Raw genomic sequence first — 15,056 nt, 5'->3', positions numbered from 1 at the left:
CTTCGATACGCCCACCGCGTGGACCGGGCAGATCAGATGTCACCGGCCGGACCACTCCAGAGGCAGCCGCCGAGGCTACGGTTCCTCGACGCGGGGGAGCCACACCTGGAATGCGGTGTAGCCCGGACGGCTGGTCAGGGCGACGCGCCCGCCGTGCGCAGTGGCCACCGCCTGAGTGATGGCCAAGCCCAGGCCCGTGCCACCCGCACTCCTCGAACGCCCGTTGTCGGTGCGGACGAACCGGTCGAAGACCTCGGACTGCAGCTTCTCCGGCACGCCGGGCCCGTCGTCCTGGACCAGGATTTCCACCTCGTGGTCCCATTCGGTGAGGCCTACCGTCACCCGGGTGCCCGGCGGAGTATGGGTGCGGGCGTTCGCGAGCAGGTTGGTGAGCACCTGCTGAAGTCCGCGCTGATCGCCTCGGAGCACCACGGGCTCCTCGGGAAGCTGCAGTACCCAGCGGTTTTCCGGCCCGGCGGCGTGGGCGTCGCTCACCGCGTCGAGGACCAGACGGGTCAGGTCCACCGGCTCGGTCGCCAGCGGGCGTCCCGCGTCCAGCCGGGCGAGCAGCAGCAGGTCGTCAACGAGCTCACCCATGCGCACGGATTCGCAGCGGACCCGGCCGAGGGCGCGCCGCACCGCGTCCGGCACCGGCTCACGGCTGCGCAGCGCCAGCTCCGCGTGCCCGCGGATCGAGGCCACCGGGGTCCGCAACTCATGGCTGGCGTCGGCAGCGAACCGGCGCAGCCGCTGCTCGCTGGCGAGCCTGCGGGCGAGTGACTCCTCGACGTGCTGAAGCATCCGGTTGAACGCGCCGCCGACCCGGCCCACCTCGGTTCGGGGGTCGGCGTCCGGGACGCGTGGAGGCATCGCCACCTCGCCGCCGGCCAGGGGTAGTTGAGCCACCCGCGAGGCGGTGGCCGCCACCCGCCGCAGCGGGCGCAGCGACAGCCGGACCCACACCGCGCCGGCGATCCCGGTGACCAGCAGCGCGGCCCCGAACACCACCGCCTCCACCAGCTCCAGCCGGCTCACGGTGTCCGCGACGGGTTGCAGCGGCAGCCCGGTGATCAGCACATCACCGGCCGGGCCACGGACGCCCATCACCCGGTACTCGGCGAGCGTGGAGAGCCGGATACTGCGGCCCCGGGCGTCCGCCGGCACCTGTGCCAGCACCCGGCGGTCGGCGGCGGTGAGCGGCACCGGGGTCTCGGTCCGCTCGCCGACCACGGCGGCCCGGGTCACCGATCCGCCCAGCACACAGGCGCCGAAGGTGCCGGCGGCCTGTCCACGGGTGTCGGGGCCACCGTTGTTCCCGCCGGACGCCCCGGCCGGGTCCAGGCTCGCCGGGAAGTGGCCGCCGATGGCGGTCAGCTGCTGATCGAGCCGACGTACCAGGAAACCTTCGAGGGCGGCGGTGGTGGCCACGCCGACCGCGAGGCAGCTCAGCGCCAGCAGAGCCACCAGCCCGAGGGTGAGCCGTGCCCGGAGGCTGCGCAGGGCCGGCAGGGCGGGGAGTTTCATCGCGGGTCCGACTTGAGTACGTAGCCGACCCCGCGCACCGTGTGGATCAACGGGGAACGCCCGGCGTCGATCTTCTTGCGCAGGTAACTGATGTAGAGCTCGACCACATGCGCCTGGCCGCCGAAGTCGTAGCTCCACACCCGGTCGAGGATCTGGGCCTTGCTGAGCACACGCCGAGGGTTGCGCAGCAGAAAGCGCAGCAGCTCGAACTCGGTCGGCGTCAGCTCCACCACCTGTCCGCCGCGAGACACCTCACGGGCGTCCTCGTCCATCACGAGGTCGCCGAAGGCCAGCAGCTTCGTGGTGTCCGTGGACCGGGTCATGCCGGCCCGGCGCAGCAGCCCGCGCAGCCGGGCCAGCACCTCTTCCAGGCTGAACGGCTTGGTGACGTAGTCGTCGCCGCCCGCGGTGATGCCGGCGATGCGGTCCTCCACGGCGTCGCGGGCCGTCAGGAACAGCACGCACACCCCCGGCGCCTGGGCACGCAGCCCCCGCAGGACCTGGAGCCCGTCGATGTCGGGGAGCATCACATCCAGCACCACCGCATCGGGCCGAAAGTCATGGCCGGTGCTGAGCGCGTCCTCACCGGTGCCTGCGACGCGGACCTCCCAGCCCTCGGAGCGCAGTACGTCGGAGAGGATTCCGGCCAGGTCGGGTTCGTCGTCGACGACGAGCACCCGCACCGGCGTGCCGTCGGGACGGTGCAGACCGGGCGGGGCGGAGGAGGCGTCGGGCGTGTCCATGGTCCCGGCAGTATGCCGCCCCAAGCTCTGAGTTTTCTCTGAGTCCGCTTCGGAGGACTCCATGGCTCCCCTTTCAGCGGAAATCCAGAAGTTGCGCTGCCACGGTGTGCCCACCGACGGGGCCGCCGCCTGATGCAGGGCTCCGCCGGTGGCCTGATCCGTTCGCCGGGGGGAGTCCTCATGACCGCTGTCCCGCACACCCGCACCGGCAGGTACGTTCCGCGACACGCGCCACCGTCAGCCCGGCGCGTTCCGCCGGAAGGTTTCCTGGTGGTGGTCTACGGCGGTGCCGTCGCCGTGCTCGCCCTGTGGTGGCGCCACACACCGTCGGTCGTCGGCCTCGACGGCTGGTTGACCGGCGCGGGCCGGATCACCGGGCTGCTCGCGGGCTATGCCTGCGCGGTCCTGCTCGCCCTGATGGCGCGGGTGCCGGTGCTGGACCGGGTGGTGGGCACCGACCGTCTCGCCCGCTGGCATGCGACGGGCGGTCGGTACACCGTGTTCCTCGCCCTCGCCCACACCGCGCTGATCATCTGGGGCTCCTCGATCACCGCGCGAACCAACGTGTTCGACCAGACGACGACCCTGGTTTTCCAGTACCAGGACGTGCTGTGGGGCACGGTCGGCCTGCTGCTGCTCGTCGGTGTGGGGGTGGTGTCCGCCCGCGCCGCACGCCGCCGCATGAGCTATGAGACCTGGCACTATCTGCACTTCTGCACCTATCTCGCGGTGTTCCTGGCCTTCTTCCACCAACTGTCGAACGGCGAGGACTTCGTGGCCGACCGGCCGGCCCAACTCGCCTGGTACACGCTGTACCTCGGGGTGGCGGCGCTGCTGCTGTGGAACCGCTTTCTCACCCCTCTGCGGCGGGCGCTGCGGCACCGGCTGCGGGTCGCCGCGGTCCACCCGGAGGCTCCCGGGGTCGTCTCGGTCTACCTCACGGGAAAGCGGCTGGAAGAACTGGGGGCGCAGCCCGGCCAGTTCTTCCGCTGGCGCTTTCTCGCACCCGGCCAGTGGTGGACCGCCAACCCGTTCTCGCTCTCCGCGCCGGCCGGCTCGAGCGAACTGCGGATCACCGTGAAGGAGGCCGGCGGCCACAGCCGGGCGGTGGCCCGGCTCCGGCCCGGCACGCGGGTATGGGCGGAAGGACCCTACGGAGCCTTCACGGCCGCCCGCCGCAGCAGTCCGAAGGTGCTGCTGCTCGCCGGCGGCGTCGGCATCACCCCGCTGCGGCCGCTGTTCGAGACCCTGCCCGGCGAGGTGATCCTGGTGTACTTCGCCCGGCGTGCTGAGGACCTCGCGCTGCGCAACGAGCTGGAGGACATAGCTGCCGCCCGAGGCGCGCAGGTGCACTACGCACTCGGCGAAGGGGCCGGGAACTCCCTGCCGCTGACGGCGGACGCATTGTGCGACCTGATCCCCGACCTGGTCTCCCATGACGTCTACCTGTGCGGGCCGCCGGGGATGACCGAGGCCGCCAAAAGCGCCCTGCGCGGCGCCGGAGTACCGCGCCGCCGCATCCACCACGAGTCGTTCGCGTTCTGAGGAGACCGCACCATGAAGCGAGCCGTTGCCACAACCACCGCCACCGTCGCAGGTCTCTTCCTGATGCTGGCCCTGAAGCCGCACCAGGCTCCGACGGCCGCAGCCGCCCCGCCGGCCGGGCCCGCACCCAGCGCGTCACCGAGCGGCGCCCCGTCACCCCGAGAACGCGACGGGACGTCGGGGACCTTCACCGGCGACACCATCGACACCGCGCGCGGCCCGGTACAGGTGCGGGTCACCCTGATCAAGGGCAGGCTCACCACGATCGCCGTGCTCAAGGGCCAGCACGACGAGGGCGCCAGCGCCGACGCCGTACCCCGGCTCACGCAAAAGGCGCTGGCCGCGCAGAGCGCGAAGATCGACGCCGTGTCCGGTGCGACGTTCACCAGTCAGGGCTATATCTCCTCGCTGCAGAGCGCACTGGATCGTGCCCATGACTGAGCCCGGCACGGTGCGCCATGCCGAGCACGCCATGGGCACCGTGTTCTCCTTCGACATCCGCGACACACCGACCCGCGCGGTCACCCGGGCACTGGCCGACGCCGTGGCCTGGCTGCACCGAGTGGACGAGGTCTTCTCGACCTACCGCGCCGGCAGCCAGATCAGCCGCCTGGGCCGGGGCGAGCTGACGGAGCAACAGTGCGACCCCGAGGTGGCAGAGGTCCTTGAGCTGTGCCGGGCCGCCGCGCGCTCCAGCAACGGCTGGTTCTCCGCCACCCCCGGTGGCTGCCTCGACCCGTCGGCCGTGGTCAAGGGCTGGGCGGTCGAGCGTGCCTCGCAGCTGCTGTACGACGCGGGCGCCCGTCATCACAGCGTCAACGGCGGCGGCGACATCCAGACCCGGGGCGAGGCCGCGCCCGGCCGGCCCTGGCGGATAGGCGTCGCCCACCCGCTGTGTCCCGGTGACCTCACCACTGTCGTCACCGGCCGGGACCTGGCCGTCGCGACGTCCGGCACCGCCGAGCGCGGCCCGCACATCCTCGACCCGCACACCGGCCGGCCGGCCACGGATCTTGCGTCGATCACGCTGGTCGGCCGCCACCTCACCGAGGTGGACACGCTCGCCACGGCCGCCTTCGCCATGGGCGACGCCTCTCGTGAGTGGCTGCGGTCGATGGACGGGATCGAGGCCTTCGCGGTCACCGCGGACGCACAGGCGTGGTGGACACCCGGCTTCGCCGCGTACGGGCGGTGTCCAGCAGGACGATGAAGCCGTACAGCCCGACCAGGCTGATCACCGCCTTGATCCCCGTTGGCCCCCGTTGGCGATCCGGCCATCCCGCGCTTGAGGGTGTCGCGGCCGGCCGGGCAACTGCGCGTCCGCTGCCGACCGAACCGGTCAGTGCGATCATGGCGACATCCGGGTGGTCCGCCAGCCGGGAGCCGACGACCGGGCCCAAGCCCGCTACCACGTTCACGCCATCCGCCGGGAGCAGGTCGGAGACGAGCTCGGCGAATTTCAGCGTGGTCAGCGGGATCACCCGCCGGCAGAGGTGTCCGCGGTTCTGCGGCTGGTGCGGTGCCAGGCTCGGGGTGCGCGCCAGCCGAACCGCAGCGACAGCATGCGCAGCGCGAAGGCGAGCAGGGCGGCGGCGGACATGGTGGCCGCGTTCAGGGTGGAGGTGCGCAGCAGAAGTGCAACCGTGCCGGCGCCGACGATTGCCGGAACGGCGTACATCTCCCTGTCCCAGCGCAGCAGTTGGGGCACCTCGTTGGCCAGCACGTCCCGCAGCATGCCGCCGCCCGCCGCCGTGGCCAGGCCGAGCGCGACCGAGGCGGGGAGGGACAGTCCGTACTGATGCGCTTTGAGGGTTCCGGTGGCGCAGAACAGGCCGAGGCCCGCCGCGTCGAAGACCAGCACCGCGTAGTTGATCCGCTCCACCACCGGGTGGAGGAAGAAGACGAGCGCCGTGGCAAGCAACGGCGTCAGAAAGTACCCGAGATCCTCGAAGGCCGCTGGAGGCACGGAACCGATCACCACATCCCGGAACAGGCCGCCACCCAGACCGGTGGCCTCGGCGAGAGTGGCCATGCCGAATACGTCGAAGTTCTTCCGCACGGCCAACAGCGCCCCCGAGATGGCAAAGACGAAGATCCCGACGAGGTCGAGAGCATGCTGCACCGACGGGTCGAAGTACGTGTTCACAAGGCCCTTTCTACCGGGTGCCGGGAAGTGGGAGGCCGGCTGCCCCTCGTCTGCTGGGCCACGCGCAGCACTCGGCAGCACCGTCGTGCAGCTCGGACCCGACGGTGACGTACCGTACGCGGTGCCCCACACCGACCGCGGCAGCAGCTGAGTGCCTGCTCGTTTCACCAGCTTAAGAGGCCCTGAGGGAATGACCTCCCGCACCCGGGGCCCGTCTCGGCGGTGGGTACGTACCCCCAAGCGAAAGGCGTCTGAAGGGCAAAAGCCCAGTTCAGGCGCCTTTTATCTCCGGTCTCTGGCCTTCGGTCCCGAGAACGGCCTGATCTCCGGCGGGAGACGGATGTTTTGGCGGTGCCACCTCGGCACAGTGACCTTGGTCCGGTTCTTGGCGAGAGGTGTGCCGGTGTCCTCGCGGCTGTTCAACGATGACGATGTCCGTGCTCGGCTCGATGCCGGGACGGCCGTCCAGGTCGTCCGGGGTGCAACCCTGGCCCACTACGAAGGCAGGAGCTCGGGGTTCGGCGGACCGGGGCTATCGGCGCTGTCGCGGTGGATGTGGCGGCCAGGCCCGGCACGGTACGTGCGGGAATCGTGGGCGCGGGTGGGCAAGCCTGGACACAGCTGTGGGGCCTGTGCGCGGTACGGCAGGTGCCGTAGGTAGTGGTGGCGGCCCGGAGCCGGGTGCGTGCCGTGGCCTTTGCCCGGAGGGCCGCTGAGGAGTGGGAGTCAGGGCGCGTGCGGTGGCCACGGTCGAGGGACACCGTGCGGGAGCGGGATGTGGTGATCGTGGCGACGCACAGCACGGTCCCGGTCCTGGATACCGACTGGATCGCTCCCGGCACGCATGTGACGACCCTGGGCCCCAAGACCGTTTCGCGGCACGAAGTGCCCGCTGAGCTGGTCCGCCGTGCCCAAGTGATTCTCACCGACTCCCGGCCTCAGGCTGCCAGTTACTCCGAGCCGCACCTCTTCGCTGCCGATCAGATGGTTGACCTCGGTGCCGTCCCGGCCGGGGCGGCACCGGGCCGTACCACCCCTGACCAGATCACGGTTTTATGCTGGCGGGGCGGGAACAGCGGCTCACCGATCAGCTGACGGCCCTGTGTGGTGAGGAGCAGGTGGCGGAGTCCGGCCGGATCTACCAGGAGCCGACGGGTCCCGCGCCGGTACCACTTCCCTGTTCCCGGGCATCGTGGCCGAGCGCTCTCTGGAACAGGGGCTCAGTGCCGAGGACGTAGCCGCGTGGCTCCCGTCGGTACAGGCGGAGACGCCGCGCTGCCCACTGTGCGGCAGGTGACGGTCGAGGAGCTGGACCAAGGGGTGCTGACCGGCGAAGAAGAGGTCGTGGTGGTCACCGCACCGCCCACCGTGGCACCGAGTCCGAGTCCGAGATCGACGATCAACGAGGTGCGGGTGCGGGTGCGGTTCGTGAAGTTCCGCTGCGACCGCAGGTCAACCGAGCTGGGTAGCGACGAGATCTACGGGGAGCCGGGGCGGCCGGCGAGCTCCAGCCCCAGATTCTCCTGCTCACCCCCCAGTACGCCCCCATCGTCGCCGGCCTCGTGTGCTTTGACGGCGTCAAGCCGGTCATCGGGATCGGTACATCGCACAGGGTGGGCGAGCATTCCGGAGGCCGTGGCTGAAGGCGGGCAGCGGCGAGTGGGACGCAGAGCGGGGGGAGTTTCCGGTTCTTGGCATCGGGCACCTGGACAGTGAATGGCACGGGTGCACCTCTAGGGCAGCACCGACCCACCTTGTGAAGATCGACTTCTGGAGGAAACATGCAGGTCACCATGTACGGAAGTGCTGTTGGAACGCCGCCGGTCGAGCCTGCGCCACCGCCGGTGCCCACCCCGGGGAGGCCGCCCCTGCAGCCGGACCCGGATGCCCCGGAGCCCCCGCCCGGGCCCCTCGATCCCGTACACCCCGACCCGAAACCACCACCGGCTCCCGAGCCGGACACAGAACCGGAACCACAGCCTGAGCCGACCTAGACCGCCCGCCCCGTGGCGGGCCAGGCCCTTCGACCGGTACAGGCCAGGCAAGACGTGCCGGGTAGAGGGCCACCGGCCCGGGACGTACATGCCCCCCGTCGTGGATGTCCCGGGTCAACGCTCGTTCAGGGCCGCCTCACGTCGCGTCGAACGCAGGCCGCCGAGGAAGAGCACGGGCGGCTCGGCTCAGCATCTCCAGGGGACGGCCCGCAGCCACCCATGCCCCGCAGTGTCGGTCTGCGGCCCGTTCCGTCGGGCCTGTCCCGCTGCAGGTCTGGGCCACGGCCGCGCTGAATAACGCCATCGTCCGCCGCAACCCGGCGGCCGAGACCGCGTCGGATCGATCTGGCAGGACCAACACCCGCCTTCACCGACTTCGACTCCGCGGCACTCACCGCCCTGTTGGCCCTGCAAGGTCGCGGTGGCTTTGTTCACGAGAACCGGTTCTGGCTCAACTTCTGTGGTCCGTGCACGCTAAGTGACTGCTGACGCCCGTAACGGCTGCCGGGAAAAGATGCCCGAGAGTGATCAGTGACCGGCCGGGAGTGGCTGACAGTCCGGGGCCGTGCAGGATCGGGCCGGGCAAACTTTGAAGTCAGAGCTGCTGGTCCAGCCGCACGTTCATTGGGCTGAAGCCTGCGGCTTGGTAGAACGCACGAGCACCTTCATTGAAGTACCAGACGTCCGTGACGAGGCGTCGGCAGCCTGCCGAGCGTCCCACCTCACGTACGGCTTCGAGCAGTGCCGCGCCCACACCACTACGAGCAGCATCGGGGACTACGGCGATTTGATCCAGAGACACGATGACGTCTGAGTGCTCCAGAGCACTGCCGGGCCGGCTTTTGACTCGGGCGAGCGCGTATCCGAGGGCTTTGCCTTCCGTCCCGTCAGCGAGGAGCACGGTGACTGATGGATCGGCTATCTGAGCTCGGAAGAAGGCTTCGACGGCAACCCGCTCGGGGGAGTCGAGGAAGAGATCGGGGCGGTGTCGATTGTGCAGGTCATGAACGATGTGGTTGAGGGTTGCGAGCAGAGCGACATCGTCTGAAGAAGCCGTGCGAATCTGGATCACGCCACTATCCTGGGCCGTTGCCCCTTGTCGCTGCCACACGTTTTGGGGCCAGGGTCAGCGCACGTCACGTCGGCAGAGACGGGACACACGGAGCGTGATCGACCACAGAAATTGATCCAGAACCCGAGAACCGACAGCACCTGTGCACGACTTTGGGCAGCACTCGAAGCTCTGCAGAAATCGGGAAGTTCATGACTTCAGGCAGCACGGGCCCCTGCTGAGAGTTCAGCAGGGGCCCACGGTGTAGAGAGCTGCGGAGGGCCGGGACCTGTCCTCGATGAGCGGTATGCCGGCCGACTTCAGCTACCGCTGCTGCCGGTCTGACGGCTGGGCCTCACTTCAGATGTCGGGTGAAGAACTGGGCTGCGGCGTCCCCCGCGAACTGCGGGACGCCGGTGTGCCCGCCGAGATGGGCGTGCAGGGACTTCTCCTTGGAGCTGAAGGCATCGAACAGGTCCAGGGCCGCCTGCCGGTCGTTTCCTTCGTCGTCCCACTGGAGCAGGACGTGCAGTGGAATGGTGACCTGACGGGCCTCCTCGAACAGGGCGCGAGGAACGAGACTCCCGGCGAACAGAACGGCGGCCGAAATGCGAGGCTCGACCACCGCCAGCCGGATGCCGATGGAGATCACTCCCCCCGAGTACCCGACCGGGCCGCCGATCTCGGGCAGCGAAAGGAGGGCGTCCAGGGCGGCCTGCCATTCCGGGACCGCCTTGTCGACCAGCGGGAGGATGAGGGCGTCGACGATCTCGCCGCTGACCGGCTCGCCGGTCTCCATCGCCCGGCGCAGGTCGGCGCGGGCCTGCTCGGCGGCGGGCCAACGGGGCCGGTCGCCGCTTCCTGGGAGCTCGATGGTGGCCGTGGCGAAGCCCTCCGCCGCGGAGTGCCGGGCCCGGGCCACCAGTCGGGGGTACATCTTGTGCAGCCCGAGGGGAGGGTGGCCGAGCAGGAGCAGCGGCGCTGGTGCGGATGCCGATGCCGATGCGGGCTTCCACAGGATGCCGGGGATCTCACCGAGGGTGAATTCGCGTTCGAGGACGCCGTCGTCGAGGCGCTGCTCGGAAGTGAAATGCATGGTCGTGCCTTTCGGGAGTGCACTGGAACGGCGCTCCCGGACGACCTGTCTATCGCCCGACCGTGACCCCGGAGGGGAGCACCCATGTCGATACTGCGTTCACGGGTACCACCTCCTCGATCTCTCGCACGGCCTCCGGAAATGTAGCGGTGGTCGCCCTCGTCCGCCAAACGGGTTTTTGCGGAGTCTCCGTGGCGTCTTCATGGGCGCGGCCACCTGCGCCGCACTCACCCTCGGTGGCGGCGCCTGGCTCGCGGGTCTGCTGTAGCGGTGCTGAGGCGCGATCCAGGTTTTTCGGAGTCCGGCGGTCTGCGGATGTCGAGAACGTGCCACCGGCTCCGTCCCAGGGACATGAGCGGCCACCACCGGCCGCACGAGGAAGAAGGAGAAACCAGCATGGCGATTCAGCGGATGGACAACGTCGGCATCGTCGTCGAGGACATGGACGCCGCCATCGCGTTCTTCGTGGAACTCGGTATGGAGCTGGAGGGCAGGGCGGAGGTCGAGGGCCTCGTCGCCGACCAGTGCACCGGACTCGACGGCGTCCGCTGTGACATCGCGATGGTCCGGACCCCGGACGGTCACAGCCGGCTCGAGCTGGCGAAGTACCGTAGCCCCGCGGTGATCAGCGCCGGGCCGCGCAACCGGCCGCACAACATTCTGGGCACGCACCGCGTCATGTTTGCCGTCGACGACCTCGAGGACACCGTTGCCCGCCTGCGCCCTCACGGCGCCGAACTCGTCGGCGAGATCGCCCGGTTCGAGGACAGCTATCTGCTCTGCTACGTCCGCGGCCCGGAGGGCATCATCGTCGGACTGGCCGAGCAACTGCGCTGAGAAGGAGAAACCGAACCATGCAGCCGAACGAGATCAGAGAGGTTCTGAACCGCCCCCGATCAGCCTGGAGCTGCCGGCGGCCCGTGACGTGCCCCCGTCCTGCGTCGCCAAGGACGGGACCCCGCGCAACGTACCGGTCGCCTTCACCTGGAACGGGTCGCACATCGTCACGTGTACGACGAAGAACGCGCCCGAACTCCCGTGGTCACCCTCGCGCACAGGCTCCTGAAACGACGGCACCAGTAGGTGAGACACCTTTGAGAGTCTGGAGAACCGTCCCACTTTGCCTCGTAGGCCACCCAGGCCGCCGGCAACGCAGTGACCGGCGCCGCCAGCATCGGCTCGGGAACGTGTAGCACCATGCCTGACCGCTACCACCCGGCGGACCTGGTGGCACTGCCCGCCGGGGAAGTCGAGCCGGCCGAGCGGCCCTGGGCAGATCAACGAGGCAGGGCCGCAAGCGCGAACCAGCCCCCTCGCCGAGGTCTACGGGGCGTGGCCTTCGTGGCGTCGCCGGCCGTAGGTCAAGGCGCGTGCAGGCCGGATGCCCTCCATCAGCGTTCCTCGGCCGGGAGCCTTCGGGCCAGGTTGCCGGCCAGGTGCCGGGCTGCCTACGCTCCTGCGCCTGGCGCTGAGCAGTTGCAGCAGCTCGATCGTGGCGCGGGCCTCGCGCAGCGTCAGCAGCGGTAGACATTTCTCGTCGTAGGCGACGACGCTGTCGACCAGTGCCAGGAGCCGGTCATCGATGTCACTCATGAGGGGCACAACTGGCCGTGCTGGGTTCGGTCACGGCACCAGGGGAGCAGCGGTGCGGAGAGAAGTGAAGGGCATGAGCCGGTCGGCTCATGCCCTTCAGCCCCATCCGTGGGGGACGGATGTGATGGACGCACCAGCCCAACGAACGACCGGCTACGACGGTCACGCACGGGCGTTGGCGGAAGTGCTGCCGGCGCTCAAATGCGTTGTCGGCCCTGTGCTCGCCGGCCCCCTGGGCGGGAGGTGGGCACAGGGCCGCCGGCCGGTGAGGGCAGGCCGGGGCGACGGGCGCAGCACATATCGCACCCGTCGTGATCGTCCCGTCTTCTCCGTCGGGAGCGGAGATGCCACGCCCACCCCTTGATCAGGTGGGGCAATTGCCTACCTGGCAGTGTTAATGCGGCCTCTGTCCGGGAACCCGTGTTGCGTCAGCCGGAGAGGCCGGTTGCGTGGCTGAGAGGCGGTGTGCCGTGGGACATGGCGGGGATGTGGTTGCGGAGCTGACCACCGACCACCGTGAGGTCGATGAGCTCTTCGAGCAGTTCGATGACGCTCCTCCTGGTGGTGAGGACCGTAAGCGGCTGGTGGATGCGCTGACGATCGAGCTCGTGCGGCACTCGGTCGCCGAGGAGCAGTACCTCTACCCCGCCGTGCGCGAGCACTTGGAGGGGGGCGATGCGCTGGCGGACAAGGAGCTCGAGGACCACGCCCGCGTCGAGCGGCTGCTCAACGATCTCCAGCAGCGTGAGGCCACGGACGAGGACTTCGACCGGCTGGTGCGCGAGCTGCGGACGGAGGTGACGGCGCACGTCGAGGACGAGGAGAACGATCTCTTCACCCAGCTCCGTAAGGGTGTCCACCCCTATGTGCTGGAGGAGCTGGGCGACAAGATCCGCCAGGCGAAGAAGACCGCCCCCACCCGGCCCCACCCCGCTGCCCCCAGTACGCCGCCGGCCAACAAGCTGCTCGCGCCGGGGCTGGGGCTGGTGGACCGGGTCCGTGACTACGTCAGCGGCCGCGGCAAGTGAACCGCCACATCACAGACCTTCCATACACATAGTGAAAGGTAGAGATCATGCCTGTGGCACGCGACATCATGACCCCCGGCGCGGAGTGCATCGGGTCCGAGGACAGCGTCCTGGACGCCGCCTGCAAGCTCACCGACATGGGAGTGGGCGCCCTGCCGATCTGCGGCACGGACGACAAGCTCAAGGGTGTGCTGACCGACCGGGACATCACCGTCAAGGTGCTGGGCAAGGGCCGCGACCCGCAGCAGACCAAGGCCGGCGAACTTGCCCAGGGCGAAGCGGTCACCATCGGCGCAGACGACGACGCGGACGAGATCTTCGCGACCATGACCCGCCACAAGGTCCGGCGCCTGCCGGTCATCGACGGCCACCGCCTGGTCGGCATGGTGGCCCTGGCTGACGTCGCCCGCGCTCTGCCCGACCCCCAGATCGGCGAGCTCCTCGAAGCCCTCTCTAGCGATTGACTCGTCCGGCCCAGTTCTGCGGCGGGCCGTCGGCCGCTGAATTAGACGAAGGCGGCTTGCCTGCTTCGCGCGTGAAGCACGGCTGGAGCTCCTCCGCGTCAACTTTCACCTCAGCGAGCGATGCCCACCGGCCCGGGAGGACAGGAGAGCTGTCTGCCCTTCCAACATATACGTCCACATACGTCTCCTGGAGGCAATCGCCATGCCACATCAAAGCGACAAGAACGCCCGACAGGACGGGAATGCCCACCACGCCCCGGAAACGGCAGCCGACGAGGTTCTGGCCGAGTTCGAGGAAGCCGAGACGCGGGTGGGGGAGGCGGATGACCGCGGCCACCAAGGGGAAGAAGGTGACGCTCTCACCACCAACGAAGAGGCGCAGGAGGAGACGGCGAAGAAGAAGGCCGGAGGCAGCACCAGCCCATAGGCGCTCCGATCCGCGCCCGTGACCCGGCGCGGGTCGGAGTTCTCCGTCCATCGCGCCGTCCCTGGGTCGCGCGGGGGGGCGGTGTTGAGGTGAGGTGGGGGAGGGGCGCAGGCGCACGAACGCCTGCCTAGCAAGAGTCCCGGGCTGACCTCGCTCGCCGGTGGGGCCATGGTTTCCCGCCGCCCCCGCCCCATGAGGGGAAGGAGCCCTGAGATCTGTTCTGCCAGTACCCCTGGAAAGCCTGAGGCCGAAGCGAATAATCCGCCGCCCATCGCCGGCCCGCTGAAGCCGTCCCCGAGACAGGCGAGGGGGGCCGGGGCGACTACGCGTCGACGAAGCTGACACGTCTGGCTAAACGGAAGGCTCGCCAGGCCAATCGGTCTGGGGTGCGTCCTCCCGCGCCTCCCAGTGGCCTACGCCTTGGCCTTGAATCGAGCCGAGAAAGGAACGACGTCTTATGCAGATTGCCTTCCTGGTAGCGCCCGAGGGCGTGGAACAGGTCGAACTGACTGAACCCTGGCAAGCGGTTCTGAACTCGGGTGATGTCCCACATCTGGTCTCCACCCGCAGCGGGCGGATCCAGGCGTTCAACCACCTGGATAAGGCGGACACCTTCCGGGTGGACTGCGCGGTGGACGCGGCCGATGTGACGGACTATGGCGGCTTGGTCCTACCCGGCGGCGTCGCCAACCCTGATGCCCTGCGCATGAACAAGGATGCCGTCGCTTTCGTGAAGCGCTTCTTCGAGTGGGGTAGGCCTGTGGCGGCCATCTGTCACGCGCCGTGGACGCTGGTCGAGGCTGACGTCGTACGGGGACGCACACTCACCTCTTGGCCCAGCCTGCAGACCGACATTCGCAATGCCGGAGGCACTTGGGTGGACGAGCAGGTGAAGGTGTGCACGGCGGGCGACAACACGCTGATCACCAGTCGGAAACCAGCGGATCTCAATGCCTTCTGCGCCACGTTCGTCTCGGAATTTGCCCAGGCGGGAAGGACAGCCTGAGACGACGGACAACAAGCAGGAAGAGCGAGCATCGCACTTCGCTGATGACCCGGCCGCAGGACCGCTCAACATCGGCAAGGGCGTGCCGGTCCACGTCACCGACGCCTGGGGAGCACGTCCCGAATCTGATGCCGGTCGCCTCCCTGCTCTACGTACGCCGTCGCCCTGACGTGGGGGTGCCACGGCCGTCGGCAACTGACTGTCGGACGAGCGGACCTTATTGCCACCCACCGCGCGCCTTCACCGACCCAGGTGAAGCGGGCGGGAGCGCGGTGCGTCGGTGGGGCCGTTCCAGCTCGTAGCCGGAGGCGGGTCGTATGCGTGTGGTGATCGGGTAGGCGATCCACATGCCGGGTAGGTGAATCTCGGCTCTTGCGGAACCCAGTACCGATCGCGGCCGTCCGGCTGACGAAGAGGAGTCGGCGCCCTCGCCGCGAGC

General features: G+C 69.2%; 15 protein-coding genes and 1 pseudogene. 9 read left to right on the top strand and 7 right to left on the bottom strand.

Annotated elements, in window-relative coordinates; translation table 11 throughout:
- Nucleotides 1-75: 75 nt before the first annotated feature.
- Both K7C20_RS00690 and K7C20_RS00685 read right to left on the bottom strand, forming a co-directional pair.
- A complete protein-coding gene (locus K7C20_RS00690) occupies nt 76-1,524 on the bottom strand; it encodes a sensor histidine kinase (RefSeq protein WP_053209378.1) in 1,449 nt (482 codons plus the stop codon).
- Nucleotides 1,521-2,267 (bottom strand): response regulator transcription factor, encoded by a 747-nt coding sequence (locus tag K7C20_RS00685; RefSeq protein WP_030084117.1) that lies wholly within the window; start codon nt 2,265-2,267, stop codon nt 1,521-1,523. Before K7C20_RS00685 ends, K7C20_RS00690 begins: the two co-directional genes overlap by 4 nt.
- A 180-nt stretch (nt 2,268-2,447) precedes the next feature.
- Between K7C20_RS00685 and K7C20_RS00680 the strand changes: the two genes are divergently transcribed.
- Genes K7C20_RS00680 through K7C20_RS00670 form a run of 3 tightly spaced genes read left to right on the top strand, consistent with a single transcriptional unit; the run spans nt 2,448 to nt 5,022 of the window.
- Nucleotides 2,448-3,812: a ferredoxin reductase family protein gene (locus K7C20_RS00680; RefSeq protein WP_053209379.1), complete on the top strand. Its 1,365-nt coding sequence runs from the start codon at nt 2,448-2,450 to the stop codon at nt 3,810-3,812.
- Nucleotides 3,813-3,824: 12 nt separating this feature from the next.
- On the top strand, nt 3,825-4,253 hold the full coding sequence (locus K7C20_RS00675; RefSeq protein WP_030084123.1) for an FMN-binding protein: 429 nt from the start codon (nt 3,825-3,827) through the stop codon (nt 4,251-4,253).
- Nucleotides 4,246-5,022, top strand: a complete 777-nt coding sequence (locus K7C20_RS00670) for an FAD:protein FMN transferase (protein ID WP_030084125.1) — start codon at nt 4,246-4,248, stop codon at nt 5,020-5,022. The genes K7C20_RS00675 and K7C20_RS00670 overlap by 8 nt, the downstream gene beginning before the upstream one ends.
- On the opposite strand, the gene K7C20_RS00665 is transcribed toward K7C20_RS00670, so the two are convergent.
- Both K7C20_RS00665 and K7C20_RS00660 read right to left on the bottom strand, forming a co-directional pair.
- Nucleotides 4,952-5,293, bottom strand: coding sequence for an aldehyde dehydrogenase family protein (locus tag K7C20_RS00665; RefSeq protein ID WP_280922003.1), 342 nt, complete (start codon nt 5,291-5,293; stop codon nt 4,952-4,954). The two genes, K7C20_RS00670 and K7C20_RS00665, sit on opposite strands and share 71 nt — an antisense overlap.
- Nucleotides 5,290-5,958 carry a trimeric intracellular cation channel family protein gene (locus K7C20_RS00660; protein ID WP_053209380.1) on the bottom strand — a complete coding sequence of 223 codons (669 nt, stop codon included), beginning with the start codon at nt 5,956-5,958 and terminating at the stop codon, nt 5,290-5,292. The genes K7C20_RS00665 and K7C20_RS00660 overlap by 4 nt, the downstream gene beginning before the upstream one ends.
- 549 nt (nt 5,959-6,507) lie before the next feature.
- Between K7C20_RS00660 and K7C20_RS00655 the strand changes: the two are divergent.
- Nucleotides 6,508-7,053, top strand: a pseudogene (locus K7C20_RS00655) (hypothetical protein).
- Between the two features lie 1,494 nt (nt 7,054-8,547).
- Here K7C20_RS00655 and K7C20_RS00650 read toward each other — a convergent pair.
- Together K7C20_RS00650 and K7C20_RS00645 are read right to left on the bottom strand one after the other, a co-directional pair.
- Entirely contained in the window at nt 8,548-9,024 is a 477-nt protein-coding gene (locus K7C20_RS00650) for a GNAT family N-acetyltransferase (protein WP_160328725.1), read from the bottom strand.
- Nucleotides 9,025-9,358: 334 nt separating this feature from the next.
- Nucleotides 9,359-10,099, bottom strand: coding sequence for a dienelactone hydrolase family protein (locus K7C20_RS00645; RefSeq protein WP_030084130.1), 741 nt, complete (start codon nt 10,097-10,099; stop codon nt 9,359-9,361).
- Nucleotides 10,100-10,495: 396 nt separating this feature from the next.
- Here K7C20_RS00645 and K7C20_RS00640 point away from each other — a divergent pair, with 396 nt between their 5' ends.
- Complete coding sequence (locus tag K7C20_RS00640) at nt 10,496-10,936, top strand: VOC family protein (protein WP_030084132.1); 441 nt, start codon at nt 10,496-10,498, stop codon at nt 10,934-10,936.
- 486 nt (nt 10,937-11,422) lie between these two features.
- Here the strand turns inward: K7C20_RS00640 and K7C20_RS00635 are convergent, their stop codons facing one another.
- A complete protein-coding gene (locus K7C20_RS00635) occupies nt 11,423-11,692 on the bottom strand; it encodes a hypothetical protein (RefSeq protein ID WP_167352515.1) in 270 nt (89 codons plus the stop codon).
- Nucleotides 11,693-12,162: 470 nt separating this feature from the next.
- On the opposite strand from K7C20_RS00635, the gene K7C20_RS00630 reads away from it, so the two are divergent.
- The 4 genes from K7C20_RS00630 (at nt 12,163) to K7C20_RS00615 (ending at nt 14,617) form a co-directional block, all read left to right on the top strand.
- On the top strand, nt 12,163-12,720 hold the full coding sequence (locus K7C20_RS00630) for a hemerythrin domain-containing protein (RefSeq protein WP_053209381.1): 558 nt from the start codon (nt 12,163-12,165) through the stop codon (nt 12,718-12,720).
- Between the two features lie 47 nt (nt 12,721-12,767).
- Nucleotides 12,768-13,184: a CBS domain-containing protein gene (locus K7C20_RS00625; protein ID WP_030075474.1), complete on the top strand. Its 417-nt coding sequence runs from the start codon at nt 12,768-12,770 to the stop codon at nt 13,182-13,184.
- Nucleotides 13,185-13,386: 202 nt separating this feature from the next.
- A complete protein-coding gene (locus K7C20_RS00620; RefSeq protein WP_053209382.1) occupies nt 13,387-13,611 on the top strand; it encodes a hypothetical protein in 225 nt (74 codons plus the stop codon).
- Nucleotides 13,612-14,068: 457 nt separating this feature from the next.
- Complete coding sequence (locus K7C20_RS00615) at nt 14,069-14,617, top strand: type 1 glutamine amidotransferase domain-containing protein (RefSeq protein ID WP_030075473.1); 549 nt, start codon at nt 14,069-14,071, stop codon at nt 14,615-14,617.
- The last annotated feature ends 439 nt before the right edge of the window (nt 14,618-15,056 follow it).

The sequence above is a fragment of the Streptomyces decoyicus genome, assembly GCF_019880305.1.
GTDB classification, from domain to species: domain Bacteria; phylum Actinomycetota; class Actinomycetes; order Streptomycetales; family Streptomycetaceae; genus Streptomyces; species Streptomyces decoyicus.
Note: the sequence above shows the minus strand (reverse complement) of the source record. Positions and strands in the feature narration are given on the sequence as shown.